Here is a 24,860-nt window from a genome sequence, read left to right as displayed (position 1 = left end):
CTGCGGCAACCATCAGGAATAACAAGACTGATATGGTAAAAGTTCGCGAAGATTACGCAATGACCGGCGACGGCCAGGTGGATATCGAGGGCTGGGTAAACCAGATAGCCTCGCAAACGCACCTGGACGACGCTGACCAGTTCCGGTTGGCCTGCGAAAAGGCAGCGGAAATCGATCTTCAGGCTTTCCGGCAGGATCGCCAGTGGGCACCTGGTTCCAGCAGCTTCCGGATTGGCATTGAGATGGCCCAGGTTCTGGCGGAGCTGCACCTGGATCAGGCCAGCCTGGTGGCGGCGATCCTTTATCGCGCCGTGCGTGAAGAGCGCGTTCCCCTGGAGACAATCCGCAAGGAATTTGGCGATGAGGTGGCGGGCCTGATCAACGGCGTGCAGCAGATGGCGGCCATTTCGTCCATCCACCACCCGCTGAAGGGTAACGTTCTGGGCCAGAGCGAAGGCCAACTGGACAACGTCCGCAAGATGCTCGTCACCATGATTGACGATGTCCGGGTTGCCCTGATCAAGCTGGCGGAGCGTACCTGCGCCATTCGGGCGGTAAAGGATGCTCCAGAAGAAAAGCGAATGCGCGTCGCCCGGGAAGTGTTTGATATCTACGCACCCCTGGCACACCGGCTTGGCATTGGTCACATCAAGTGGGAGCTGGAAGATCTTTCTTTCCGGTACCTGCATGGTTCCGCCTACAAAAAGATCGCCAAACTGCTGGACGAAAAGCGCCTGGATCGCGACGGTTACATCAAGCGGGTGATTGAAACCCTGCAGACCGAACTGAAAGCCTATGGCATTGAGGGCGAGCTGTCCGGACGTGCCAAGCACATCTACAGCATCTGGCGAAAAATGCGCCGCAAGGGCATCGACTTTTCCCAGGTTTACGATGTTCGCGCCGTGCGTATCCTGGTTCCGGAGGTTCGCGACTGTTACGCCGCACTGGGTATTGTCCACACGCTGTGGCGCCACATCCCCAACGAGTTCGACGATTACATTGCCAACCCGAAGGAAAACGGTTACCAGTCCCTGCATACCGCCGTGATCGGGCCCGAGGGCAAGGTCATGGAAGTGCAGATCCGAACCCACACGATGCATGAGGAGGCGGAACTGGGCGTTTGTGCCCACTGGTTGTACAAGGGCATGGACAAAGGCAACAAGTCGACCGGCTACGATGCCAAGATCAACTGGCTGCGCCAGGTTCTGGAGTGGCAGGAGGAGCTGGGCGACCTGTCCGGGCTGGCCGACCACCTCAAATCCGATGTCGCATCGGATCGGGTGTATGTATTCACACCCGAGGGCCACGTGGTGGATCTGCCCCAGGGGGCAACGCCGGTGGATTTCGCCTACCGGGTTCACACGGAGATCGGTCACGCCTGCCGCGGTGCGCGGGTGAACAGCCGAATCGTTCCGCTGACCTATCCACTGAAAACCGGCGATCAGGTGTTTATCCTGACCTCCAACAACCCGGCCCCAAGCCGCGACTGGCTGAACCCGAGCCTTGGTTACATTCAGACTTCCAGGGCACGCGCCAAGGTAACCCACTGGTTCAAACAGCAGGATCGTGGTCGCAATATCGTTGACGGTCGTGCCATTCTCGAGGACGAGTTCAGGCGTCTGTCCCTGTACGATGTAGATCTTGGTGAGCTTGCCAGGAAGGTTAATTACCAAAGTGCGGAGGACATGTTTGCAGCCACCGGAGCCGGTGACCTTCGCCCCACGCATGTCGCCAATGTGGCCCAGCAGATGCTGGAGCCCAAGTCCGAACAGCTGGATCTGAAACTCAGTGCTCAGCGCCGCAAGCCCTACGATACCGAATCGGATATCCAGATCCTGGGTGTCGGCAAGCTCAAGACCCAGGTGGCTAAATGCTGCAAACCTCTGCCCGGTGACGCCATTGGTGGCTACATCACGGTTGGCCGTGGGGTTACGGTCCATCGCCAGGACTGCCTGACGTTCCTGAATCTGCGTGAGTTCGAGCCCAACCGGATTATTGAGGTCAGCTGGGGTGGCCGGCAGGCTGCTGTTTATCCTGTCGACATTGAAATTGAAGCCTATGACCGATCCGGGCTGCTGAGAGATATTACCCAGGTGTTGTCGGCCTCCAAGAGTGATGTGCTGTCACTGAATACCCTGAGCAACAAGGACGAGAACACGGCTACCATGACCGTGACGGTGGAAATTTCCAGTCTGGAGCAGTTGGCGCGGTTGCTGGCGCAGATTCGCAACCTGCCCAATATCATTGATGTAAGGCGTAAACGCGGATGAGCTATACCATCGAGGATCTGAAAACCCTGATGGCCAGGCTTCGGGATCCGGAGACGGGCTGTCCATGGGATACCAGGCAATCCTACAGGACCATCGTGCCGCACACGCTGGAGGAGGCCTACGAAGTCGCCGATGCCATTGAGCGAGAGGATTACCCGCATCTGAAAGACGAGCTGGGGGACCTGCTGTTCCAGGTCATTTTCTACACCCAGCTTGGTCGGGAAGATGGCCATTTCGATTTTGACGGTGTGGTCGATCATCTGGTGCGCAAACTGGTAAGGCGGCATCCACACGTTTTTCCGGAAGGGACCCTGGAAAGCAGCATTGATCCGGATAATCGGCCGGATGAGGCCTGGATCAAGGAAAGCTGGGAGCGCATCAAGGCCGAGGAGCGGGCAATGAAGCCGGCACCGGAAGCCAGCGCCCCAGTAAGTCGGCTTGACGGCATTGCCCGGACCCTGCCTGCAATGGCTCGGGCCGAGAAGCTCCAGAAACGGGCAGCCAGGCACGGTTTCGACTGGCCAAATGTTGGCCCGGTTTTCGACAAACTTCACGAGGAAATCGACGAGCTCAAGGAGGCGTGGGAAGCCGCACAGACGGGCGCCGGTGATCCCGATGCCGTTGAAGATGAGCTCGGCGATCTCCTGTTCGTCTGTGTGAACCTGGCACGGTTCATGAAGGTTAACCCTGAGCAGGCACTCAATCGAACCAACCATAAATTCGACGCCCGGTTCCGGGCGATTGAACGTGTGCTGGAACGGGAGGGCCGCGATATGGACGAAGAATCTCTGGAGGCGCTGGATGCCGTGTGGCAGGCGGTGAAAGGCGTGGAGCGGGGAGAGAACGAGCACTGAAAATGGCGGATCGGTAAGTACAATCCGTTACCAATTTTCTCGCCCCCGGACCGACGGCTTCGTCTACACTTCCGGAAACGGATGCACAGTTTTCGTGCGCCGTGCGCCATCAATAAGATGCAGGAGTGAAGGCACCATGAAAATCAAAGATCTGGTCAACTACTGGGACAAGCATGCACGTGGTCGGCTTACCCGAGACGCCTACTTCATGGCGTTGTCTGACCAGCATCACAAGCGTCTCGAGAAACTCGCAGCGCTCTATCCGATGAAGTCACCTCAGGATCTGATGCGGGATCTGATTTCTGCAGCACTGGACGAAATGGAGACCAGCTTTCCGTATGTTCAGGGCACCAAAGTGGTGGCGTACGACGAGGATGGCTTCGAGATCTACGAAGATCAGGGCCTGACTCCCAAGTTTGTCAGCCTGAGCCAGAAGCACATCCAGCGCCTCAAGGCCCGTCAACTGGAATCAGTCGCCTGACGACACGGGCAGCGAAAGCTGCCCGCCGCTATTTACTTGTCTTTCCCTTCCAGCTTGTCCTTCAGTGGGCTCTGGCGTACCAGATCGTCCAGAGCTGCACCAATCATGTCGTTCAGAATATCGCTTTCACTGCGGTCCGGGTAAAGTTCCGCCAGTGCGGCCACGCGTGCGGCATCTTCCAGCGGCAGGCGCAGGTTATAATCGTGGGTGCGCTCCACGGGCTCTTTTTGCTGTTCCCAGTGTTTGGGCAAATCAGTGACCTTCATGATAACTCCTTGCAGCTACAGGCTTGAATCGCCAATAGACTTTCTCGACTGTTCCTTAGTATCGTAAGTTTACTTCGCCTCCGTCAATTCAAAAGGACGTCAATGTGACTGAGCTACATCCCGAACTCCGAGAAAACGTACGAATGCTGGGTGAACTTCTGGGCCAGAGCATACGGCGATATCCCGGACAGGAATGCTACGAGCTGATTGAGGAAATCCGGGCGGCTGCCAAGTCCGACCGTCGCCAGGAAAGCGGGTCCGGCCAGCGACTTGTCAATCTGCTGCGCAAGTTGAGCGATGATGAGCTGCTTCCGGTGACCCGTGCCTTCAACCAGTTCCTGAACCTGGCCAACCTTGCCGAGCAGTACCATGGTATTCGTCGGAAACGCGGGCACCAGTCTGATCTGATGGTCGAATCGCTCGGGGAGGTGTTTGAGCGGCTCAAGCAAGGTGATGTCACGCCGGAGGAACTGCATCAGAGGGTGGCGGATCTACGAATCGAGTTTGTGCTGACGGCCCACCCCACCGAGGTGGCGCGTCGCACCCTTATTATGAAATACGACGAGATGTCGGACTGCCTGGCGCGTCTGGACCATGACGACCTCATGCCTGCTGAACGGGAGGAAATCGTCAATCGCCTGTCTCAACTGGTTACCGAAGCCTGGCACACCGACGAGATTCGTCAGGAGCGACCAACCGCAGTGGATGAGGCCAAATGGGGCTTTGCGGTTATTGAAAACAGTCTGTGGCAGGCCCTGCCACAGTTTCTGAGGAGCCTGGATACGTCGCTGGAAGACGCGACCGGAAAGGGCCTTCCCCTGCAGGCATCCCCCATCCGCATTGCATCCTGGATGGGCGGTGATCGTGATGGCAATCCGAATGTCACCCACAAGGTGACCCGCCGGGTCTTCCTGCTTGGCCGCTGGATGGCAGCGGATCTCTATCTTCGTGATATTCAGGCGCTGCGGGCCGAACTGTCCATGTGGCAGGCCAGCGACGAGCTCAAGGCCGTTGTTGGTGATTCCCGGGAACCCTACCGCCATGTGCTCGCCGAACTCCGTGAGCGGCTGATCAGAACCCGGGACTGGGCAGAGGCGAGCGTCAACGGCGAGACCGCGGATGCCAACGGTATTCTCTTTGAGAACGAGGATTTCACCGGTCCCCTGGAGCTCTGTTACCGATCCCTGGTTGAGTGCGGACTCGAGGACATCGCCAATGGTCCGCTGCTGGATACCATCCGCCGGGCGCATACTTTTGGCCTGCCTTTGATTCGTCTGGACATCCGCCAGGAGGCCAGCCGCCACGCGGAGGCGGTTGCCGAAATGGTCGATTATCTTGGCCTGGGGGATTATCTGTCCTGGTCAGAACAGGAGCGCCAGGCATTCCTGGTGAAGGAACTTCAGGGCCGGCGCCCACTGGTCCCCCAAACTTGGGAGCCCTCCGAATCGGTCGGCGAGGTGCTGGCAACCTGTGAAGTGGTGGCGCAGCAAACGCCGGAAGCCCTCGGGTCCTATGTTATCTCCATGGCCAGCAAGCCCTCTGATGTATTGAGCGTGATTTTGCTGCTCAGGGAATCCGGAATGAAGTTTCCGATGCGGGTCGTGCCCCTGTTTGAGACCCTGGATGACCTGCGTGGTGCTCCAGACAGCATGTCTGCGCTGTACGAGGTTGAGTGGTATCGGGAGTATTGCCAGGGCAGGCAGGAAGTGATGATCGGCTATTCGGATTCCTCCAAGGATGCCGGCCAGCTGATGGCGGCCTGGGCCCAGTACCAGGCCCAGGAGAAACTTACCCACGTTGCCCGCCAGTATGGCGTGCATCTGACCCTGTTCCACGGCCGTGGCGGTACCGTTGGCCGTGGCGGCGGACCTGCCAACCGGGCGATACTGTCCCAGCCGCCGGGCTCGGTAAACGGCAGTTTCCGGATTACCGAGCAGGGCGAAATGATCCGCTTCAAGTTCGGTTTGCCGAGGCTGGCGGTTCAGAGCCTGACGCTCTACACCACGGCGGTTATCGAAGCTACCCTGGCCCCGCCACCACAGCCCGAAGACAGCTGGCGTGAAACCATGGACTGGCTTACCGAGCGGTCCTTGAAAGCCTACCGCGATGTGGTCCGGGAAAATCCCGACTTCGTGCCCTATTTCCGCCAGGTCACGCCGGAACAGGCCCTGGGGAAACTGGCACTCGGAAGTCGCCCGGCCCGGAGGAAGGCCACCGGCGGCGTGGAAAGCCTTCGGGCCATACCGTGGATATTTGCCTGGACCCAGATGCGGCTGATGCTGCCCAGTTGGCTGGGCAGTGACGTGGCGCTTGAAGAGGCGGCCCGGGACCACCGGCTCCCAGTATTGCGTGAGATGATGCAGGGCTGGCCGTTCTTCCGCACCTATGTGGATATGCTGGAAATGGTGCTGGCCAAGGCAGACCTGCGCATCGCCAGCTATTATGAGCAGACGCTGCTGGACGATGATCGGTTGAAAGCCCTTGGGGAGAGTCTTCGCGTGCGCCTCCAGGGTTGTATCGAGCGACTTCTGGAACTCAAGGAGCAAACGGATCTGCTGGAGGGAGAGCCCGTCTTTGCGCATTCGATGAGGGTGCGTAACCCATACACGGATCCGCTGCACTACCTTCAGGCCGAATTGCTACGGCGGGACCGGGAAAGTGAAGGCAAGGGCGAGGTGCCGGAACTGGTGGAAAGAGCACTGAAAGTCACCATGGCAGGTATCGCTGCGGGCATGCGGAATACTGGCTGACCTTGCAGCAGAATAGAAAAAAGTGCCGGGACAAGGCCGGGTAGTCTGGCCACCGACCAAGAACAAAGGGAGTAAGCTGTGGCTCTGGCTGCACGATTGGAACGTTTTCTCGCCCGCAAGGGCATCACTTATCGGGAGTTGCCGATAGATCAGGTCACCAGCCTGGATGCGGCAGTGATTGCCTCGGGGATGTCTCAGGACAGCTTTGTACAGGCCACTCTGCTGATCGACATTACCGGTGTCGTGATGGCCGTGCACAAGTTCGACAGTTCCCTGGACCCGGATGCCGTTCACCAGTTGACCGGTCGCCGTCTTCAGCCGCTGACCGCACGGCAGACCATGCGCCTGTTCAGTGACTGTGATCCCGGCTTCACCCCGCCCATCGGACAGGCTTACGAGCTGCCCGTTATCGTGGACGAGGATGTGATGCTGGCGGATCAGGTCGTGTTTTCCAGTGGCACTGATCATTCCCTGCTAGAGATGGATGGCCGATCCTTCCGTCTGGCCCTGGCCGGTGCCAGGGCGGGCCACCTGGTTATCCGGGGGCCGGGTAACGGCAACCGCGAGGCGCTGACGCTCGAGGAAGTGGCCGACAAGCTACAGAAACTTTACCGTCTGCCCCCCATGCCGGCCCTGGCGCTGCGTATTTTGCGGCTGACTGCCAACACCGATGCGACGGCTCGTGAGCTGGCAGAGCTGATCGAGTTTGATCCCAGTCTCACGGCCCAGATCATGCGTTACGCCCGTTCTGCACTGTTCAATTATCCCGGCCAGGTCAATTCGGTGCAGGAGGCGGTCACCCGTGTGCTGGGCTTCGATCGTGTGGCCCACATCGCCCTGGGCATCGCCTCCGTTCGTGCCTTTGAAGTACCCCGTCACGGCATTCTCGGTATGGACAATTTCTGGCGCCACTCCCTGTACTGCGCGTTCCTTTGCCAGATCATTGCGCCGCGATGTGGCGCCGAAAAGGGGCTGGGCTATCTCTGCGGCCTGTTGCACAACTTCGGCCTGTTGCTGGTCGGGCATCTGTTCCCGGCCGAATTTGATGAGCTCAATGAGCTTCGCGAAGCGAATCCTGAAGCCAGCATGCACTCGCTTGAGCAGCAGGTGTTCGGGCAGGGCAATGGCCAGGAAATCCTGTCGGTGGGCCATGGCGCTATCGGCGGTATCCTCCACCGTTTATGGCAACTGCCTGATCCTGTGGTCAAGGCGGCCGGCGTGCATCAACAATCGGGTTACCATGGCGAGCACGAGAACTATGTCTTGATGGTACAGCTGGCCAACGCCCTGTTGAAGGACCGCGGTATTGGCGATGAATTCAATCCCGACGACGTGCCCGCTTTGCTGGAAGGCCTGGGACTGGCGCCCAATGTTGTGGAAGAACTGAATGCTGAACTGGATCGTGTGGCTCCGGATCTGGACGCACTGGCCAGCTCCCTGTCATCCTGACACCCTGTCGTTATTCGCTGGGAAATACGGACTTCCGGTGCATGATACGGAGGTCGACTTTCTCTGACGTGGCTGACTTCGTATAATGCGCCTTCGCCGATTTCGGCTGACACCTGTTCCGTGCAGGAGAGGCTGTCGCAAAGGCACGGGTTTTTGCCACAGCTTTTCAAATGATAATGACTAAAACGGGAGCACAGCGTTATGCGAATCATCATGTTAGGCGCGCCGGGCGCAGGCAAGGGGACTCAGGCCCAGTTCATTACTGAACGGTTTGATATTCCCCAGATCTCCACCGGTGACATGCTGCGTGCGGCGGTGAAAGCCGAGTCCGAGCTGGGCAAGCAGGTAAAGGAAGTCATGGCAACAGGCGGCCTGGTGTCTGACGACATCATCATTGCGCTGATCGAAGAGCGTATTCAACAGCCTGATTGCAAGAACGGTTTCCTGCTCGACGGTTTCCCGCGGACCATCCCCCAGGCTGAAGCTCTGAAAGACCAGGGAATTGCCATCGACTATGTGGTCGAAATTGCCGTGGATGACGAAGAAATTGTCAGCCGTCTGTCCGGTCGCCGGGTGCATGAGGGAAGCGGTCGTATCTACCATGTGAAATACGATCCGCCCAAGGTCGAGGGTAAGGACGACCAGACCGGAGAGCCGCTGGTTCAACGTGAGGACGACAAGGAAGAGACGGTTCGCAAGCGTCTGAAAATCTACCACGACCAGACTGCACCGCTGGTTGGCTACTACCAGGACTGGGCGTCGAAAGAGCCAGCCGCGGCACCGAAATACGTCCGTGTCGAGGGCGTTGGCAGTCTGGACAGCATTCGCGACCAGATCCTGTCTGAACTCAAATAAATTGGCATCCTGACCTGAGGTTTTCACACCGGTGAAACTGTTGGCACTGGATACGTCATCAGAGGGCTGCTCGGCAGCCCTTCTTGTTGATGGCGAAATCTCCGAACGCTTTGAGCTTGCCCCCAGAGGCCATACCCGGCTATTGATGCCGATGGTGCGGGAGCTTCTGGCGGAGAAGAATCTTGCTCCGGCAGAGCTTGATGCCCTGGCCTTTGCCTGCGGGCCGGGCTCTTTTACCGGTGTCAGGATCGCGACCGGTGTTGTGCAGGGTCTTGCCTGGGGGCTGGACATTCCGGTGGTGCCGGTGTCTTCACTGCAGGCCGTGGCGCTGGGTGCCATGGATGCTCTGGATCCTCACGAGGAAACCGGTATTGCGGTAGCCTTTGATGCCCGCATGGGCGAGGTGTATTGGGGCTGCTTCGCTGCCCGGGCAGGACTGCCTGAGGCGTTGGCTTCGGAACAGGTCTGTCCACCCGAGGCAGTCACACTGCCAGCGGGCCCCGAGCGCTGGTGCGGAGCAGGGCCGGGCTGGCAATACCGCTCCGCCATGCCAGCGGAGGTGTCAGGGCGCGTTGATCCCGTCGATGAAACCCTGGTGCTGCGAGCAGCCTGGGTTGCGCGCCTGGCGGTGATCGCATTCGGGCAGGGCAAGGCGGTGCCGGCGGAGCAGGCTCAACCTGTCTACATCAGGGATGAAGTGGCCTGGAAAAAACTGCCTGGTCGATAGTGACCCCGGCCGCCCGGGCTGATCCGGGCAAACCGCTTTGGGTAAAAACTGACCAGCTGTCTTTTCTTCCGTGCGATAATCTTCCATACTTCCATTTCACGTTTTCCTGTCATCCGGCCAGCGGTATCTGAACATGATTGGCGGAATTAACCCGGGTAACAATTTCAATTTCCAGACCGGCAACAACAGTCTGGTCAGGGAGCGCAGCGATGCGGCCCGTGCGCCGGCATCAACGCCCGAAAAAACACCTGACGCGGCCCGCCGTGACCTTGCCGATGGCAATCAGGGTGTTGTCAGCGACCGCAATGCGACCGAAAGCCTCGAGCGGCGTGTAGAAGCCCGTCGTGCCGCTGAAGACGCCCGTCTGGAGCGGTTCCGCGCAGACGAAGTGTCCCTGCCAGCCGCCAGGGCGCTGTCGACCTTTGCCTCTGTTGCCGCAGCCGGTCAGGAAACTGGCGGCAATGGTAGCCTGGCCGGAATTGATATTCTGGTCTGATGCCTGACTCGTCCCCGTCCGCTCCGTACGCCCTCTCTGAACGTTTCCAGAACATCGTCGCTGTTGCCCGCAGTGCATTGGGTGACCGATTGCAGGCCGATGCTCTTGCCGATTCGCTCGGGGTCCCGAATCTTGGTGTCGTCCGCCCCAGAGACATCCGCGACTTCCCGGTTTTACTGTTCCTGGATGAGCAGGGCCTTGGCCTGCAGATGACTGGCAAAGGTGCGCCGGGACCGGTGCGTGCAGAATTCGTGACCGGCAAGATGGGGTATCGGCGGGAGCACGGCGGTGGCGCGGGCCAGTTGGTGGCCAAGGCGGTCGGCTTGCAGAAAACACGGGCCGCATTGCATATCGTTGATGCGACGGCAGGGCTTGGCCAGGATGCCTTTGTGCTTGCCAGCCTTGGCTGCACGGTTACCCTGTTCGAGCGTAACCCGGTCATTCACGCTCTCTTGGCCGATGGTCTTGCGCGCGCAGCCCTGAATGTGGATTGTGCGGCCATTGTCGAGCGCATGCGACTGCTGGAGGGCAGCAGTATTGAATGGCTTGCCCGACCAGGCACCGAGGCGGCGGATGTTGTCTACCTGGATCCGATGTTTCCGCATCGGGACAAGTCGGCCCTGGTAAAAAAGGAAATGCAGGTTTTCCGCACTATCGTAGGAGACGACGAGGATTCCGCACAATTGCTCGCGGCCGCTCTGGAGCGCGCCCGTTACCGGGTGGTAGTCAAGCGGCCCCGTAAGGCATCGGCCATTGAGGGAGCAGAGCCAACCACCCGCATTGAGGGCAAGAGCAGCCGCTACGATGTGTACGCCATCCGGGCGCTGCCACCGCAGTAAACGCCATCAGGCACCCAGCATGGTGACCTGCTGGATTGCCTGTCGCTTCTCGACACTCAGCACCAGGCGGGCATCGTCCGCCACCTCATCCAGCCCCTCCCCATAGCAGAGCAGGCCATTGTCATCGGTAGTGATAACGCCATTGTTCTGCATATTGGCAATGAAGTTGCGGAACAGGCTCTTGTCGAAAAACTCCGGCGCATTCAGGCCGAACAGGATCGACATCCGCTCGGCCAGCAGCGCGCTCTGTTCTTCCAGTTCGGCGGCGCTGATCTTGCCCGAGCCGTATTTGCGGAGAATGCCCAGAGCGATGTGGTAGCGCTCTACCGTCTGGATGATGAAGCGGGACAGAACCCTGAGCCTCAGCATGGCTTCGGTGCCTTCCTCGGGTCGACCGATCCGGTCATCGTCCAGGGGCTTCAGCAAGTCATGTTCGATGAGAACGTCAATCCACTGATTGATGACCTTCCTGGCTTCATCGGGCTGGTATTTCAGGAACAGTTCCGATTGCAGGTAGGGGTAGGCTACGCTGGCGAGGAACACAATCTTGTCCCGGCCCAGCGAATCCTTGTTCTCGAAAAGGCTGGCGATCAGTGAGGGTAGCGCAAACAGGTGCTGGATGTTGTTCCGGTAATAGGTCATCAGGATTGCGTTGCTGCCTTCGAGGGCAATAATGTCGCCCAGCTTCTGCGGCTGGCGCGTCACCAGGCCCATGCCTTCACAGTAGGCGATCCAGTCCTTGCCGGACCCCTCGGGCAGGGTTACCGTTTCCGCATACGGGAAAGCCTTTAGCAGGGCGGCGTATTGATCCATCAAGCGGATCAACTGTCCCTCGTCCATGGCCAGTCGCTCGGTGCCAAGAAGAACCGTGGCGGCCATGCCGATCGGGTTTACCGCAACCGACGCGTTGATGTTCGACGCTACCCGGAAGGACAGCTCTGAAACCGCGCTGTTAAGCCACTTCGGACGATACTCGGCGTCGTAGGCCTCGTCGCGCCAACTACCGTGAACATCGTCCAGAACCTCAGACAAATGAATGGCTTCGCCAAAGTTGACTGAAACCCGACCAAAGGAGTTACTGAGTTTGCGAACGGTCTTGGCAAGACCGAATACGCTTTCTTTTTCCTTTTTCTTGCCACGAAGTTCACCCAGATAGGAGCGGCCTTCCATCACCTTTTCATAGCCGATGTACACGGGCACGAATACGATGGGTTTGCGATGGTCCCGAAGGAAACTGCGTACGGTCATTGCCAGCATGCCGGGGCGGGGCTGCAGCATGCGACCTGTGCGGCTTCGGCCGCCTTCGATGAAATACTCGACGGAATAGCCCCGGGAGAACATCACGTGCATGTACTCATTGAACACGGTGGCGTACAGCGGGTTGTCCTTGAAACTGCGGCGCATAAAGAACGCCCCGCCACGGCGCAGGATCGGGCCGACAATGGGCATATTGAGATTGATGCCTGCGGCGATGTGCGGAGGCATCAGGCCATTCTTGTAAAGCACGTAGGACAGCAGCAGGTAGTCGATGTGTGAACGGTGGCAGGGCACGTAAACCACGGCATTGTCTTGCGCCACTTCCTTTACCACCCGGATATTGTTGATGGCAATGCCGTTGTAGATCCGGTTCCAGAGCCATGATAACAGCACCTCCATGAATCGAATTGTGACAACGGACATGCTCGCCGCAATCTCATCCGCATATTTGTAGGCCTTGGCGCGGACTTTCTCAGGTGGTATGTCGTCTCTAGCAGCGGTCTCCCGGATGGCTTCCTTGACCGCCTGGGTGCGCACCAGACCTGCCACCAGGGTGCGGCGATGGGACAAGTCTGGCCCCAGTACCGCCTGGCGAACCCGGCGGAAGTGGGTTCTCAGGATCCGGGCCAGCTTGCGGTTGGCCCGCTCCTCGCTGTGCCGGTACTCGTCGATCACCTGTTTCAGTGAGAGCGGCTGGTTAAACTGAACGTAGGTGTTGCGACCATGAACCATGATGATCAGTAACTTCTGAAGCCGGCCGGCAATGGACCAGGTATCAGACAGCAGCAGTTTGACCAGGGATTTTTCCTTGTCCGGGGAGCGGCCCCAGAACAGGGAAACAGGCACAATCTGGACATCCTGATCCGGGTGTTCAAGACCATAGCGCACCAGTGCCTGGAATTCGTTCGTAGGCGCCGGCGCCTGGCGACCTCGGAAAAAACCACCAATCCGGCGATAAAGAAAAAAGAAGGAGTGGGATGGACCATTCTTCACGGGGAGTGCTTCGGAGGCGCCCGGCAGTCCCGCCCGGATGACCTCCTGCTCGAGAACCAATCGGCTGGAGAGAGAGCTGTATTGCAGCACGTAGCAAACCGGTTTGTCGGGATCCAGGGCGAGGGCTTCAACGCTGTTGCCGCTGACATCAGTCCGGACCCAGATAAACAGTATCTTGCGGAAAAGGGTCAGGATCAGGCTGCGAATGCCCTGGTAAAGACGCATAAATTGCAACTCCGTTGACGAAACAGGTGCCAAGTTTACTTGGTTGAGTAGAGGGCGGAAAGGTGGACCTTTCATTCTTGGCCGGTGCGGCAATGTGGTACATTCTCGATTGATCTTCCAATAACCCAGTTGATGCATCGAATGGTGATCGCAATGACTCAGTGGATACCGGGCTGGACGACCCGCCGGCCGGAAAACGGCGATCTGATCCTCGCGCTGTCGGGATCGGGTGTGGTCAAGCCCGATAACGGCTGGCTGCACAGCGGCGACAGCAGCCTTTTCCGGGGCGAATTGTCCGATTCCGTATCTCTGGGCAGTTACAATGGGCGCGGTGTATTCGTGACCGAACTGCCGGACACCGACGTCGGTAATCAGGAGGTTGTACCGCTGCGGGATGCGCTTTTGATGGTTAGCGATGCGCCGGCGGATATGCTCAGTACCGGCTTTCAGGTCTGGCAATGGTGGCGCGACCACCGATTCTGTGGCCGCTGCGGCGAGGAAACCGGTTTCCATCCGCGTGAGCGGGCCAAGTGGTGCGAACCCTGTGGCATTCCCTGGTACCCGAGGCTGGCGCCCTGCGTGATTGTCGTCATACGCCGGGATGATCGGCTTCTGCTCGCGAAGTCCTCGCGGGTCAAACGGCACTTCTACAGCCTCATCGCCGGTTTTGTTGAACCGGGCGAGAGTCTGGAAGGCGCTGTGCACCGTGAAGTGAAAGAGGAGACCGGGCTGGACGTCACCAATATCCGCTACCACGCCTCGCAACCCTGGCCATTCCCCCATCAGCTCATGGTCGGCTTCTTCGCCGATTACGCCGGAGGCGAGCTGGTTCTCCAGGAGGACGAGCTTGCCGATGCCGACTGGTTCCTGCCGGGCGATACGCCACCGGTACCACCGGAAACCACCATTTCTGGCCGATTGATCCGGGCCATGGAACACGAGATTTCCCGGGGAGGCATTCCGGTTTGAGCAGGCAGTCACCTCCAAGGGTTCTGGTGTTTGACTCCGGTGTCGGTGGTCTGAGCGTTGCGGCCTGCATTCACCGGCAACTGCCGGGACTGGAGATCGTCTATCTGGCAGACAACGCAGGCTTTCCCTATGGCGACAAATCCGAGGCGGTTGTGATCGACCGTTGTTGCAGTCTGATCACCAGAGCGCTCGAGCTCTACCCGTCAGACGCCATCGTGGTTGCCTGCAACACCGCCAGTACCGTGGTTCTGCCGCATTTACGTGCGATGACGGCGGTGCCGGTTGTGGGGGTGGTGCCGGCCATCAAACCGGCGGCAGCAAAGTCCGTGAATCGGCGAATGGGGCTGCTGGCGACACCGGCAACGGTTCGCAGGCCTTATCTCGACAGGCTGGTCGAGGAATTCGCTGGCGATTGCAGGATTGAGCGTATTGGCCATCCGGGGCTGGTGCGCTGGGCAGAGGACCTGGTTTCCGGAATCGAGGTTCCGCTTGCCGAGCTGAGCGAAGCCATGAGGCCTTTTAAAGAGGCCGGTGTGGACACCGTGGTGCTTGGTTGCACTCACTATCCACTGTTACTGGAGAGTCTGAGGGCGAGTCTGCCGACGGTTCGTTTCTGGGTGGACTCGGGTGAGGCCATTGCCCGACGGGTAGCCTGGCTGTTGGAACAGACCGGTCGGCTTGATGTTGCTCAAGGCCCAGTTGCCAGCGCAGGGAAACAACCTGTGAGCGCTGCGCTGTTTTCAGGGCCGGCACCAAAGGGCATCGCGCCCTTCATGGCGGGCCTGGGGCTGGAGGCCAAACGGGTGAGCGAACACTGGCCTGGAGAGCCCCTAGGGGCTACAGCAACCGGGTCAGCTTGAACATGGCGAAAAACTCCAGCGCCGGAATCGACCGTTTGTGACAACAGTAGGTCTTGAAGTTGTCTCCCCTAAAGCGCGACTTTGTAAACTCCAAGCCTTTGAAGTTGTATAGAAAATTGCCCTTCTCGTAGAGCCCGTGCAACAGGCGTTTCAACAGCCTGCTCTCCTGATGCTCTGTTGCAGGATCCAGTGACAGGGGTATCAGTCCGAGATCCAGATAAGGCACGCCTTCCGCCTTGAAGACCTCCATCGCATGAGCCATCAGGGTATAGAAAATGCCCTGTCGGAAATCGGCGTTGGCCCGGGAGATATTGGGCACGTAGCTGATAATCTCGTTGTTGCGATAAATCGGGTCAAAATAGATAAACCCTACGGCCTTGTCGTCCTGATAGGCGTAGAAATGCCGTTCGTTTTCGCGATAGTCCATTTCCATGGGACGGATCAGAAAGCGGATTTCATTGCTCTTGCATTTGCGGGTTCGAATCCAGGCCTCGGATATTTCACGGGTGTGATCGTCACTGAAACGCTCTTTCACCGTAATCCCGTTTTTTTCTGCCTGGTTCAAAGCGGTTCGCAGGATCTGTTTTTTCTTCCCGCTGAGTGACCAGCGGCCCAGATCGATGCGGGATTCGCTGCCAAACTGGGTGCCGTAGAGACCAAATCGCAGGTGCAGGAAATCGACGACGGGCTTGGAGACCTGGATGTAACTGGCGTTTGGAAAGCGCTGGTGGAAGCTCTCCAGCAGGTTGCCAAAGTCTTCCGGCGCACAGACGGGATCCGAGAGCACGAAGGTGCCGCCCCATTTGCGCATGTAGGCGATATACCCCATGCCCGGTACATCAAAATATTGCATGCCCGGTTGGAGCGTTGAAAACGATTGGGAATGGGTACCGTACTTCTTCAGGAAGCCGACCCGCTCGGTAAACGTGAATGAGCCGCTCTCAAGTGTGCCAACCCTGTCCAGTGCGAGTATCTGATCCGACATGCTGCTGCTCCCTGATTGTTTTTGTTGGGTGAATCTCTAGCAAAGTGCTCAGGCCTGCTTGCGTCCGAGAATGGACCAGTAGCAGTTCATGTTCAGAAGCTTGAAGTGCTTCTTGTCCGTGACCTGAAGGCCCAGCCGCTGCATGTGCTCGGGGTAGTTGTAGATTTTGTGGAAGGCATTGTTGGCGAACAGCCAGAAAATGAAGACGGCCATGTACCAGTAAAGCTTCTTGAACATTCTGGAAAGCAGGTTGCCAGTGGGGTAGGAAAAGTCACCAACAACGACCCGGGCGTCGGCTTTGCCCAGCCGTATCAGATGTTCGAGGACCCGGACCATCATGTCTTCATCGAACACGTTCAGGAAGAAATTGGCCACGACCATGTCGTACTGCTCGAACTCATCTACTTTCATGATGTCGCTGTGAATGCGTCGGATCGTGAGGTGTGGCGCCTCTTTTTGCTGAGCTTCGGCAAATTTCCGCAGCATGGTTTCGGACAAATCCACCACGGTCACGTCTGCACCCAGCTCGGCCGCCCGAATGGCGTCCCGGCCATGGCCAACTCCGGCAAACAGAATCCTGTCTCCGGGCCGGACGGTTTCCACATCCAGCATGGCGGTTTTGCAGCGGTGAATATTCTTGCCGCTATAGAGATTGCTGAGAAAATCGTAGACGGGACCGATGTATTTGTACTTGTCGCGCATGATGACTGCTGCCTGTTCTTGTTCCTTGGATGCTGTCACCGTTTTTGTCGTTATTGGTCCGAGAATGTCGGACATTCCGGTAATCAGCGCCTATGGATTCGAGCTTAGAGAACAGGGTGGGAGAAATATGTGCAGTAATGCGCATTTCAGGATACACAAAGTAACGTACTGCAATACTTTGCAAACCCTATCGCGCTTTTATATCGGAGTGTCTGACAATCGATAATCGTATATCAGAATGAGGCAGCTTTGGCTCTGGTGGATCCGAGAGTTCTGGAAATCTCGGCGGCGGGCCTGGCAGGGCCGTAGAAGAAACCCTGGACCTGGTGGCAACCCAGGCTCCGCAGATAATCCAGTTGCTCGTCGGTTTCCACGCCCTCTGCAACGATCTCCAGCTTGAGTCCATGGGCCATGGCGACAATGGCGTTTACGATGCATGCACCGTCGTCGCCACTGCGGATGGCTTTCACGAAAGACTGGTCGACTTTGAGGGTGTGAATGGGTAGGCGATGCAGGTAATTCAGTGACGAATAGCCTGTGCCGAAATCGTCGATCGCTATCCGGACACCCAGAGCTGCCAGTTTCCGGAGCTTCTGGGAGATCTGTTCCAGATCGTTCATGATCACGTTTTCAGTGATTTCGATTTCCAGGTTGCCGGCCGGGAAGTTGTGGGCCTTTACCTGCTGCATCAGGGTTTCTACAAACCGCGGATGCTCAACCTGTATGGGGGACAGGTTGACGGCCAACCGGAGGTGGGTGTGGCCCTCCTGGATCCAGCGGCCGACATCCTGGCAGGCCTGGTCGAGAACACGCTCACTGAGCTGGCCTATCAATTTGGTTTCCTCCGCCAGGGGCAGGAAGTCTCTCGGGTAAAGCAGTCCCCGCTCCGGGTGCTGCCAGCGAACCAGGGCCTCAAGACCCACGACCCGGTTGGTTGTTGAGCACACCTGGGGCTGATAGAACACTCGCAACTCGTCCCGTTCAAGGGCCTGACGCAGATCCCGCTCGAGGTTCAGCCTGTTGGCCGTATCGATACTCATGCTGTCGGAATAGAAGCGGTAACCGTCCTTGCCCTTGCCTTTGACGTGGTACATGGCAATGTCGGCGTTCTGGATCAGCTGATCCATGGTCTCGCCGGCCTCGGGGAAGATTGCGATGCCGATACTGACACCCACAAAGACTTCGTGATCCCCCAGTTGAAACGGTGCCCGCAGGGCATCAATCAGCTTCTTGGCGATCTGTCTCGCGTCTTCGTGATTGTGGATGGAGGGCAGGAGCAGGGTAAATTCGTCGCCACCGAACCGGGAAAGGGTGTCGCCCTTGCGCAGGCATTTCTCGAGCCGGTGGGTCACTGCCTGCAACAACCGATCTCCCATCGCGTGGCCGAGGGTATCGTTGATGACCTTGAAACGGTCAAGGTCCAGAAACATAACCGCCAGCTTCTGGCCACCACGGTTGGCGTGGGTGATCGCCAGCTCAAGTCGGTCCTTGAAAAGTGCACGGTTCGGCAATCGCGTTAAAAGGTCATGGTAGGCCTGGAAATTGATGAAGGCCTCGGCTTCCTTCCTCTCGGTAACGTCACGTGCGGTCCCATAATAGGTGGCGCCGTTGCCACTACCGCCTCCTTGCGTGTTACCGGAGTGCGGCCAGGTTTGCGGATCGATGGGAAAAGCGGTTATCTCGAAATGACGGGTTGCTCGCCGGCTGCCACGGGTTTTAAGGCGGACTTCCAGGGTTCGAGGGTTATCTGCAGTGATGTTTGGTCCCTTCAGGGCCAGTGTCCCGCGGGTCACGTCCCGGTCGTCGAGAATGTGGCGGAAATGCTGGCCGCAAAGTTCCGCTGGCTTATATCCGAGCAGGCTTTCTACCTTGCTGTTCACGAAGCAAAAGTGACCGTCCTGATCAAGCATGAACACGATGTCAGGAGAGCTGTTAACGATGTAACGATGCAGCGCCTCGGATTTCTCCAGCCGCATCTGGATATGCTCGTGGGCTTCGAGGAGTGACTTTTTTCCGATCACGCTCTCAACGGTGGCCAGCAGTTCCTCAGGATCAAAGGGTTTACGGATGTAGTCCAGGGCGCCCCGCCGCAGTGCTCGGCTCACAGCACTGAACGAACTTTCGCCGCTGACCACGATCACGCCGCAATCCGGCTGTCCGATGGCAAGGTGTGCCATAACGTCGAAACCTGTGACCTCGGGCATCCGGAGATCCAGCAAGGCCAGGTCGAAGGTTTGCTGGTCGATCAGCTCGCAGGCTTTTCGGCCCCCGTGAGCTTCCGCAACGTCATAACCCCGGCTACGCAGCAGCGAAGCCAGTGTATTGAGCAGGCGGGGTTCGTCATCTGCTACCAGTATCCGTGCCGTTAACCCGTGACTGAAAGGCTGATCAGTATGTTCAGGTGCCATCGGTCTGTGTCCGTTGTTTCTGCGTCAGTCGGTCTCATTCTTTTTGTGGCTGGCCGCTGGAAGCAGAATCCTGAAGGTGGTCCCTTCCTGCCCCGTGCGACAAGCAATGATGCCCTCCATGTCATCAACGAGCTGTTTCACAATGCTCAGGCCCAAACCGCTGTGGCCCTCTCCCTTTGTGGTTTTCACCGGTGAAAACAGGGCGTCCCTGACCTCACCGGGTATTCCTCTGCCTGTGTCCGAGATTTCCAGCTCAACCCAGGTTCGGTGGTTCTGCCACACTGGCGAAGACGTCCGTATTTCAACCGTGCCGCCATCATCCGCCAGGCTTTCCGCCGCATTTCGAACCAGATTGATCACAATCTGCCGAATCCTCGTGGGGCCAGCCGCAACCCGCGTTGGCTCGCTGCAAAGCGATAACCGAAGGCTGCGGCTATCTGAGCTGAACAGACTATCTTCAAGGATACGAGCCAGACTTTCCAGTTCGGCATTGAGCTCAACCCCGTCATCGCCCTGATCCACGGAGTCAGTATGGCTCATTTGCAGTAAAAGATTGCCCGCCCGATCCAGCTCATCCCGGATTACGTCCAGCTCCTGCTGGACACCCGCATCTTCAAGCCTGCCTCGCAGCTGGTAAATATACTGTCGGATTATGGTCAGTGGGTTGCTGACTTCGTGAACCTGTTTACGCAGCCGGTCGCGGGCGATCTCCTGATCCAGGCCCTCTGTACTGGCTTCGGCATCGGTTTGGGCCGGCACCCGGTCTGCCAGTACCGATGCCAACTGAGCCGTGAAGATATCGGCCAGTTCCAGGGTTGTTGGCAGATGCTCGTTGTCTGTGCCCAGGGCGAAGACACCAGGGCAGTCCCCGCCATTGTTAACCGGTACGGCAAGTATGGAGGGCGTATGGAGCAGTGACAGCAACTGTCGGTCGAGTACTGTTGGGGATCGATCACCAAGGCTGACTGGCAGGCCAGAAATAAAGGCTTCCGTAAGGACGCTGCCGCCGGGCTTGGCGGTGACCGCCAGGTCAGGGATGTCGCCAATGGTCCCGGACAGGAGCACAAGGTTTTCGCCTGTGTGCCCAAAGCACAGCGCCGGCAAGCCGGTGATCAGCGTGAGGCTGTTGACCGTCTCGGCGAGAATGTCCTCGGTTTCTCCGGTCAGATCGGCAAGGTTGATCGCCTGGTTTGCCATGGCCTGGCGCAGAATTGTCTGTTTCAGCTGTCGCGAGGCGCTCTCGCCGCAGTAATTCTCATCCAGAGGAATCCCCAGCGATGCAGCCATACCCGAGACTTCGTGGCCGATGCGGCGATTTATCTCCCGGGTCAGTTCCTCGTTCAGCCCGAATACCGTGCCTGCCGCTGCAATGCCGGCGGCATCGGAGAGTGCCAGTCGGGTGGCCAGGCTGATCAGCTTCACCAGATGTCCGGCATCCCGTAGCTCCGAGGATAGTGCCTGCTGGTAGCGCATGGCATCGGCGGCCATTGGCCCCAGCCCCCAGGAGGCAACGAGTTCCGCTGCGATGTCGGACTGATGATCAAGATAGTGTTGCTTCGCCTCGGTGGCTGGCGTTTTAATAGCGATCAGCTCGCCAATGTTGTGAAGCATGCCCAACATGAAGGCTTCGTCAGGCTCCGGATAACGGGTCAGCGTTGCCAGGGCCCGGGCGGTCAACGCGGTGGTCAGCGAGTGTCGCCAGAAATCTCTGAGTTGTTGCCATTCGTCACCGCCCAGCTCGAATAGCAGTTGGCGCAGGGCTGCGGTCAGGACCAGCGTGTGAAAACGTCGGGTGCCAAGTCTCAGGAGTGCCTGGTCGACGGAGCGGATCGGAGTAGAAGGGCCGTACAGGGCGGAGTTGGCCAGTGCCAGGATACGAGCTACCAGTGCGGTATCGGCAGACACAATTTCGCTGATTTTCCGGTAGCTCTCGTCCTGATGGCAAGCCTCGAGCGCCCGCAAGGTGACTTCCGGAAGACTCGGTAGCTGTAGATCAGGCGCAATGTGCATAGGCTTACCTGCCGTGGGGCGAATCAATTCATTAACTGACGGAGCGTTCATTCTTATTGTCGGAAAAGAGCTTAGACAATAATCCGTCGTTATTAAATACTTATTGCTCTTTTTTTAAGCAATATATTATCTGATTCGTGATATGTGTAGAATTTTTACAGGTTAAAATACAGAAAACCGAAAAATCAGGGACCTAGATTGCCGGTGATGAACGCCAGAGAACCTGTCAAGCACAATCCGAACCAACCTCGCACCATCGCCATAACGGGTGGCAAGGGTGGGGTGGGCAAGACCTCGGTCGCCCTGAATCTTGCGCTCACCCTCGCAAGGCAGGATAACCGCGTTCTGTTGCTGGATGGCGACACCGATCTGGCCAACGTCAGCATTATGGTTGGCCTTTATCCGAGAAAAACCCTTGCCAATGTGATGGCCGGAGAGTGTCGTCTTGAGGACATCATCTTGAAGACCGACTACGGCCTGCATATTGTTCCGGGGGCCTCCGGCGTGCAGGAATGCATGGATATGGGGCCAACGGAGAGCCTTCGCATACTCCGGGCACTGTATAACCTGGAAAACCGCTACGATTACGTCATTACCGACACGGCTGCCGGGCTTCAGGCTGCCGGGCTGCATATGATTGCCGCGACAGAGCTGGCCTGCATGGTGGTGACCCCGGACCCCGCGTCCCTTACCGACGCCTTTTCGCTGATCAAGGTTCTCCGGCGCAGGGGCTATAACCGGATTCCGAGCATTCTGGTGAATATGGCCCAGGGCGCCAGTCAGGCACGGTCCGTGTTCCAGCGCCTGGACGCCGCTGCCCAGCGCCACCTGGGAATCTCGCTCCACTATATGGGTGGTATCTGGCGGGACGAGACCCTTCGGCAGTCGGTTCTCAACCAGAAGCCGGTCGCGCTTCTGCCTGTTTCAGACCCTTCCTGCCGCCAGTTTCATACCCTCGCGGATATGCTTGATGTGCGGCTGTCCCAGTTGCCGAGACGAAAGGCTGGTATTGCAGCCTACTGGCACAAGGTGTCCAAACGAGGATCCGAGAGCCCGCTCAAAACAGTTACCAAGCCGGAGCCCGAAACCGAAAGTGAGGCTGATACCCTGAAAGATCGGTGCCTGCAGGCCGTGGGTGAGATTGAGTCTGTTTTTAATGCGGGGCCGATCGATCCTATGCTGCGTTATGAAGCATTTACCCGTCTTTTTGCACTGCTGGGGAGCACGCTGGACAGTGATGCCGTCGAGATTGTGCAAACCGGTCTCGGGTCGTTCCAGTGGGAGAGTCTCAGCCCCGAGCGAAAGAATCATCTGGCCATTCATCTTCGCGAGCTGGCGGACCAGATTTCACCCCTCGAACATAAAGCGGAGCCTGCCGAGCCGCCCCAATCCGTCCTCCGCGAGCCGTTTTACGATCGCATCAGCTTTGGTGAGCAGGATCGTCTGGTGCGCATACTGAAGGAACAGCCTGCAGATATCTCGCTGGATCAGCTCTTGCGATCTCTCTCCGGCAATGACCAAAGCAGCTCCTGATAGGCAGAAAAACCTACCTTCTTTTCCGTCATTTTTTTTACACTTTTTGTAGCGTAAGTTTGCTGTGTGTCACCGCTCTGTCACCAAAGTTGTGCAAGGATTGAGCACAAATCTGAATCGTGGCCCGCAATATGCAGCACATCTGTCGAATCTGATTCGCAAACTTTCCTCTGGTTGGCGGGTATGCGGCGACAACGAATTGAAATGAGAAGGAGTTCTCCCATGGCAACACAGCAGCTGAATCCCGAGGCGTCATCAAAAGTACTTGAGCGGCTCCGGGGCAAGCACGTTCTGATTACCGGCACCACGGGCTTTCTCGGCAAGGTGGTTCTGGAAAAGCTCATTCGCGCCGTTCCGGACATAGGCGGCATTCATCTGCTGATCCGTGGAAACAAACGTCACCCCGATGCGCGGGATCGTTTTTTTGAGGAGATCGCCACGTCGTCAGTCTTCGATCGTCTTCGCCAGGACGACAACGAGGCTTTCGAAACTTTTATTGAAGATCGTGTGCATTGCGTAACCGGGGAAGTGACCGAGCCTTTGTTTGGTCTGTCCGCTGACCGTTTCCGAAAGCTGGCTGGCGGCATCGATGTGGTTGTCAACTCCGCAGCCAGTGTGAACTTCCGGGAAGAGCTCGATAAAGCGCTTGCCATCAATACCCGTTGCCTCGACAACGTGGCCGAGCTTGCGCGACAGAACAAGTCGCTGGCGGTGCTGCAGGTTTCCACCTGCTATGTAAACGGCATGAATTCCGGACAGATCACGGAGACCGTGATCAAGCCGGCAGGTGAGGCCATACCCCGGAGCACTGAAGGTTACTATGAGATCGAAGAACTTGTCCGGCTGCTGGAGGACAAGATAGCGGACGTGCGTTCCCGATACTCCGGCAAGGCACTGGAAAAGAAGCTGGTGGACCTTGGCATCCGTGAAGCCAACCATTATGGCTGGAGTGATACCTATACCTTTACCAAGTGGCTCGGTGAGCAACTCCTGCTCAAGGCCCTGTCCGGGCGGGCACTGACCATTGTGCGCCCATCCATTATTGAAAGTGCACTCGAGGAACCCGCGCCAGGCTGGATTGAAGGCGTGAAGGTGGCGGATGCCATTATCCTTGCGTATGCCCGCGAGAAGGTTACGCTCTTCCCTGGCAAACGCGCTGGGGTCATCGATGTTATTCCCGTGGATCTGGTGGCCAATGCCATCATCCTGGCGGCGGCTGAAGCCGTTGCTGATTCGCCACGTCACCGGATTTACCAGTGTTGCAGTGGCAGCTCCAACCCGGTTTCCCTTGGGCAGTTTATTGACCACCTTATGGCGGAATCCAAAGCCAACTTCGCCGAATACGATCAGCTGTTCTACCGACAGCCGACCAAACCCTTCATTGCAGTCAATCGCAGACTTTTCGATGCCGTCGTAGGTGGGGTGCGCATTCCACTGAGCATTACCGGGAAGGTTCTGCGCATGCTGGGCCAGAATCGCGAGTTGAAAGTGCTCCGGAATCTGGACACGACACGCTCGCTGGCGACCATTTTCGGTTTCTACACCGCGCCAGACTATATCTTCAGGAATGATGATCTGCTGGCCCTGGCATCGAGGATGGGTGAGCTGGACAAGGTGCTGTTCCCGGTAGATGCCCGCCAGATTGACTGGTCGGTCTATCTGCGCAAGATCCACCTGGCAGGCCTGAACCGATACGCCCTCAAGGAGCGCAAGGTTTACAGCCTGCGCTCTGCCAAGGCCCGAAAAAAGGCAGCGTGAACCCAGGAGCCCGGTCGCAACGACCGGGCTTTTTTATGCGTGGTCGTTTCCTTCCCGGGTTTGCCATCGGCTCCAATCCAACTATCCTTTAAAAAGCTTCTCGTTCGGCGCAATTTACCGTTGTTTTCTTGCGGGTTACCGACCTTTTTGGGCTAAAAGTTCAGGCGGATTAG

19 protein-coding genes are annotated in these 24,860 nt (G+C 57.9%); 13 read left to right on the top strand and 6 right to left on the bottom strand.

From position 1 onward, the window contains the following. Nucleotides 1-32: 32 nt before the first annotated feature. From relA to AC13E3_RS17670, 3 genes are all read left to right on the top strand, one after another. Nucleotides 33-2,270 (top strand): GTP diphosphokinase, encoded by a 2,238-nt coding sequence (gene relA / locus AC13E3_RS17680; RefSeq protein ID WP_008176168.1) that lies wholly within the window; start codon nucleotides 33-35, stop codon nucleotides 2,268-2,270. Further along, nucleotides 2,267-3,124, top strand: coding sequence for a nucleoside triphosphate pyrophosphohydrolase (gene mazG / locus AC13E3_RS17675; RefSeq protein ID WP_008176166.1), 858 nt, complete (start codon nucleotides 2,267-2,269; stop codon nucleotides 3,122-3,124). Before relA ends, mazG begins: the two co-directional genes overlap by 4 nt. A gap of 136 nt (nucleotides 3,125-3,260) precedes the next feature. Next, complete coding sequence (locus AC13E3_RS17670; protein ID WP_008176163.1) at nucleotides 3,261-3,605, top strand: hypothetical protein; 345 nt, start codon at nucleotides 3,261-3,263, stop codon at nucleotides 3,603-3,605. 32 nt (nucleotides 3,606-3,637) lie between these two features. Here the strand turns inward: AC13E3_RS17670 and AC13E3_RS17665 are convergent, their stop codons facing one another. Then, nucleotides 3,638-3,871, bottom strand: a complete 234-nt coding sequence (locus tag AC13E3_RS17665; RefSeq protein WP_008176161.1) for a hypothetical protein — start codon at nucleotides 3,869-3,871, stop codon at nucleotides 3,638-3,640. 104 nt (nucleotides 3,872-3,975) lie between these two features. Here AC13E3_RS17665 and ppc point away from each other — a divergent pair, with 104 nt between their 5' ends. The 6 genes from ppc (at nucleotide 3,976) to AC13E3_RS17635 (ending at nucleotide 10,987) form a co-directional block, all read left to right on the top strand. Next, the gene (ppc, locus tag AC13E3_RS17660; protein WP_092030272.1) at nucleotides 3,976-6,621 is read left to right on the top strand and encodes a phosphoenolpyruvate carboxylase; all 2,646 of its coding nucleotides are present in this window, start codon (nucleotides 3,976-3,978) and stop codon (nucleotides 6,619-6,621) included. 78 nt (nucleotides 6,622-6,699) lie between these two features. Next, nucleotides 6,700-8,070 (top strand): HDOD domain-containing protein, encoded by a 1,371-nt coding sequence (locus AC13E3_RS17655; RefSeq protein WP_092030270.1) that lies wholly within the window; start codon nucleotides 6,700-6,702, stop codon nucleotides 8,068-8,070. Between the two features lie 201 nt (nucleotides 8,071-8,271). Next, nucleotides 8,272-8,925 carry an adenylate kinase gene (gene adk, locus AC13E3_RS17650; RefSeq protein ID WP_008176153.1) on the top strand — a complete coding sequence of 218 codons (654 nt, stop codon included), beginning with the start codon at nucleotides 8,272-8,274 and terminating at the stop codon, nucleotides 8,923-8,925. 31 nt (nucleotides 8,926-8,956) lie between these two features. After that, nucleotides 8,957-9,652 carry a tRNA (adenosine(37)-N6)-threonylcarbamoyltransferase complex dimerization subunit type 1 TsaB gene (gene tsaB / locus AC13E3_RS17645; RefSeq protein WP_008176152.1) on the top strand — a complete coding sequence of 232 codons (696 nt, stop codon included), beginning with the start codon at nucleotides 8,957-8,959 and terminating at the stop codon, nucleotides 9,650-9,652. Between the two features lie 133 nt (nucleotides 9,653-9,785). After that, nucleotides 9,786-10,148 carry a hypothetical protein gene (locus tag AC13E3_RS17640; RefSeq protein WP_008176150.1) on the top strand — a complete coding sequence of 121 codons (363 nt, stop codon included), beginning with the start codon at nucleotides 9,786-9,788 and terminating at the stop codon, nucleotides 10,146-10,148. Beyond that, nucleotides 10,148-10,987: a class I SAM-dependent methyltransferase gene (locus AC13E3_RS17635; RefSeq protein WP_008176148.1), complete on the top strand. Its 840-nt coding sequence runs from the start codon at nucleotides 10,148-10,150 to the stop codon at nucleotides 10,985-10,987. Before AC13E3_RS17640 ends, AC13E3_RS17635 begins: the two co-directional genes overlap by 1 nt. A gap of 6 nt (nucleotides 10,988-10,993) precedes the next feature. On the opposite strand, the gene plsB is transcribed toward AC13E3_RS17635, so the two are convergent. Next, nucleotides 10,994-13,462: a glycerol-3-phosphate 1-O-acyltransferase PlsB gene (plsB, locus tag AC13E3_RS17630; protein ID WP_053114640.1), complete on the bottom strand. Its 2,469-nt coding sequence runs from the start codon at nucleotides 13,460-13,462 to the stop codon at nucleotides 10,994-10,996. Nucleotides 13,463-13,615: 153 nt separating this feature from the next. On the opposite strand from plsB, the gene nudC reads away from it, so the two are divergent. Together nudC and murI are read left to right on the top strand one after the other, a co-directional pair. After that, nucleotides 13,616-14,431 (top strand): NAD(+) diphosphatase, encoded by an 816-nt coding sequence (nudC, locus tag AC13E3_RS17625; protein WP_041645010.1) that lies wholly within the window; start codon nucleotides 13,616-13,618, stop codon nucleotides 14,429-14,431. After that, nucleotides 14,428-15,291: a glutamate racemase gene (gene murI, locus AC13E3_RS17620; protein WP_104270187.1), complete on the top strand. Its 864-nt coding sequence runs from the start codon at nucleotides 14,428-14,430 to the stop codon at nucleotides 15,289-15,291. Before nudC ends, murI begins: the two co-directional genes overlap by 4 nt. Here murI and AC13E3_RS17615 read toward each other — a convergent pair. From AC13E3_RS17615 to AC13E3_RS17600, 4 genes are all read right to left on the bottom strand, one after another. Then, nucleotides 15,269-16,276 carry a DUF2156 domain-containing protein gene (locus AC13E3_RS17615; protein ID WP_008176138.1) on the bottom strand — a complete coding sequence of 336 codons (1,008 nt, stop codon included), beginning with the start codon at nucleotides 16,274-16,276 and terminating at the stop codon, nucleotides 15,269-15,271. The two genes, murI and AC13E3_RS17615, sit on opposite strands and share 23 nt — an antisense overlap. Nucleotides 16,277-16,324: 48 nt before the next feature. After that, entirely contained in the window at nucleotides 16,325-16,978 is a 654-nt protein-coding gene (locus AC13E3_RS17610) for a class I SAM-dependent methyltransferase (protein ID WP_008176135.1), read from the bottom strand. 233 nt (nucleotides 16,979-17,211) lie between these two features. Next, a complete protein-coding gene (locus AC13E3_RS17605; RefSeq protein WP_482902306.1) occupies nucleotides 17,212-19,386 on the bottom strand; it encodes an EAL domain-containing response regulator in 2,175 nt (724 codons plus the stop codon). Nucleotides 19,387-19,410: 24 nt separating this feature from the next. Further along, nucleotides 19,411-21,396: an HDOD domain-containing protein gene (locus tag AC13E3_RS17600; RefSeq protein ID WP_286802356.1), complete on the bottom strand. Its 1,986-nt coding sequence runs from the start codon at nucleotides 21,394-21,396 to the stop codon at nucleotides 19,411-19,413. A 207-nt stretch (nucleotides 21,397-21,603) separates the two neighbouring features. On the opposite strand from AC13E3_RS17600, the gene AC13E3_RS17595 reads away from it, so the two are divergent. Together AC13E3_RS17595 and AC13E3_RS17590 are read left to right on the top strand one after the other, a co-directional pair. Beyond that, nucleotides 21,604-22,929: a MinD/ParA family ATP-binding protein gene (locus AC13E3_RS17595; RefSeq protein ID WP_092030381.1), complete on the top strand. Its 1,326-nt coding sequence runs from the start codon at nucleotides 21,604-21,606 to the stop codon at nucleotides 22,927-22,929. 222 nt (nucleotides 22,930-23,151) lie between these two features. Next, the gene (locus tag AC13E3_RS17590) at nucleotides 23,152-24,687 is read left to right on the top strand and encodes a fatty acyl-CoA reductase (protein ID WP_092030262.1); all 1,536 of its coding nucleotides are present in this window, start codon (nucleotides 23,152-23,154) and stop codon (nucleotides 24,685-24,687) included. The last annotated feature ends 173 nt before the right edge of the window (nucleotides 24,688-24,860 follow it).

It is taken from the genome of Marinobacter sp. L-80, assembly GCF_056859395.1.
The sequence above is the reverse complement of the archived record's forward strand: the minus strand, read 5'-3'. Positions and strand labels throughout refer to the sequence as shown.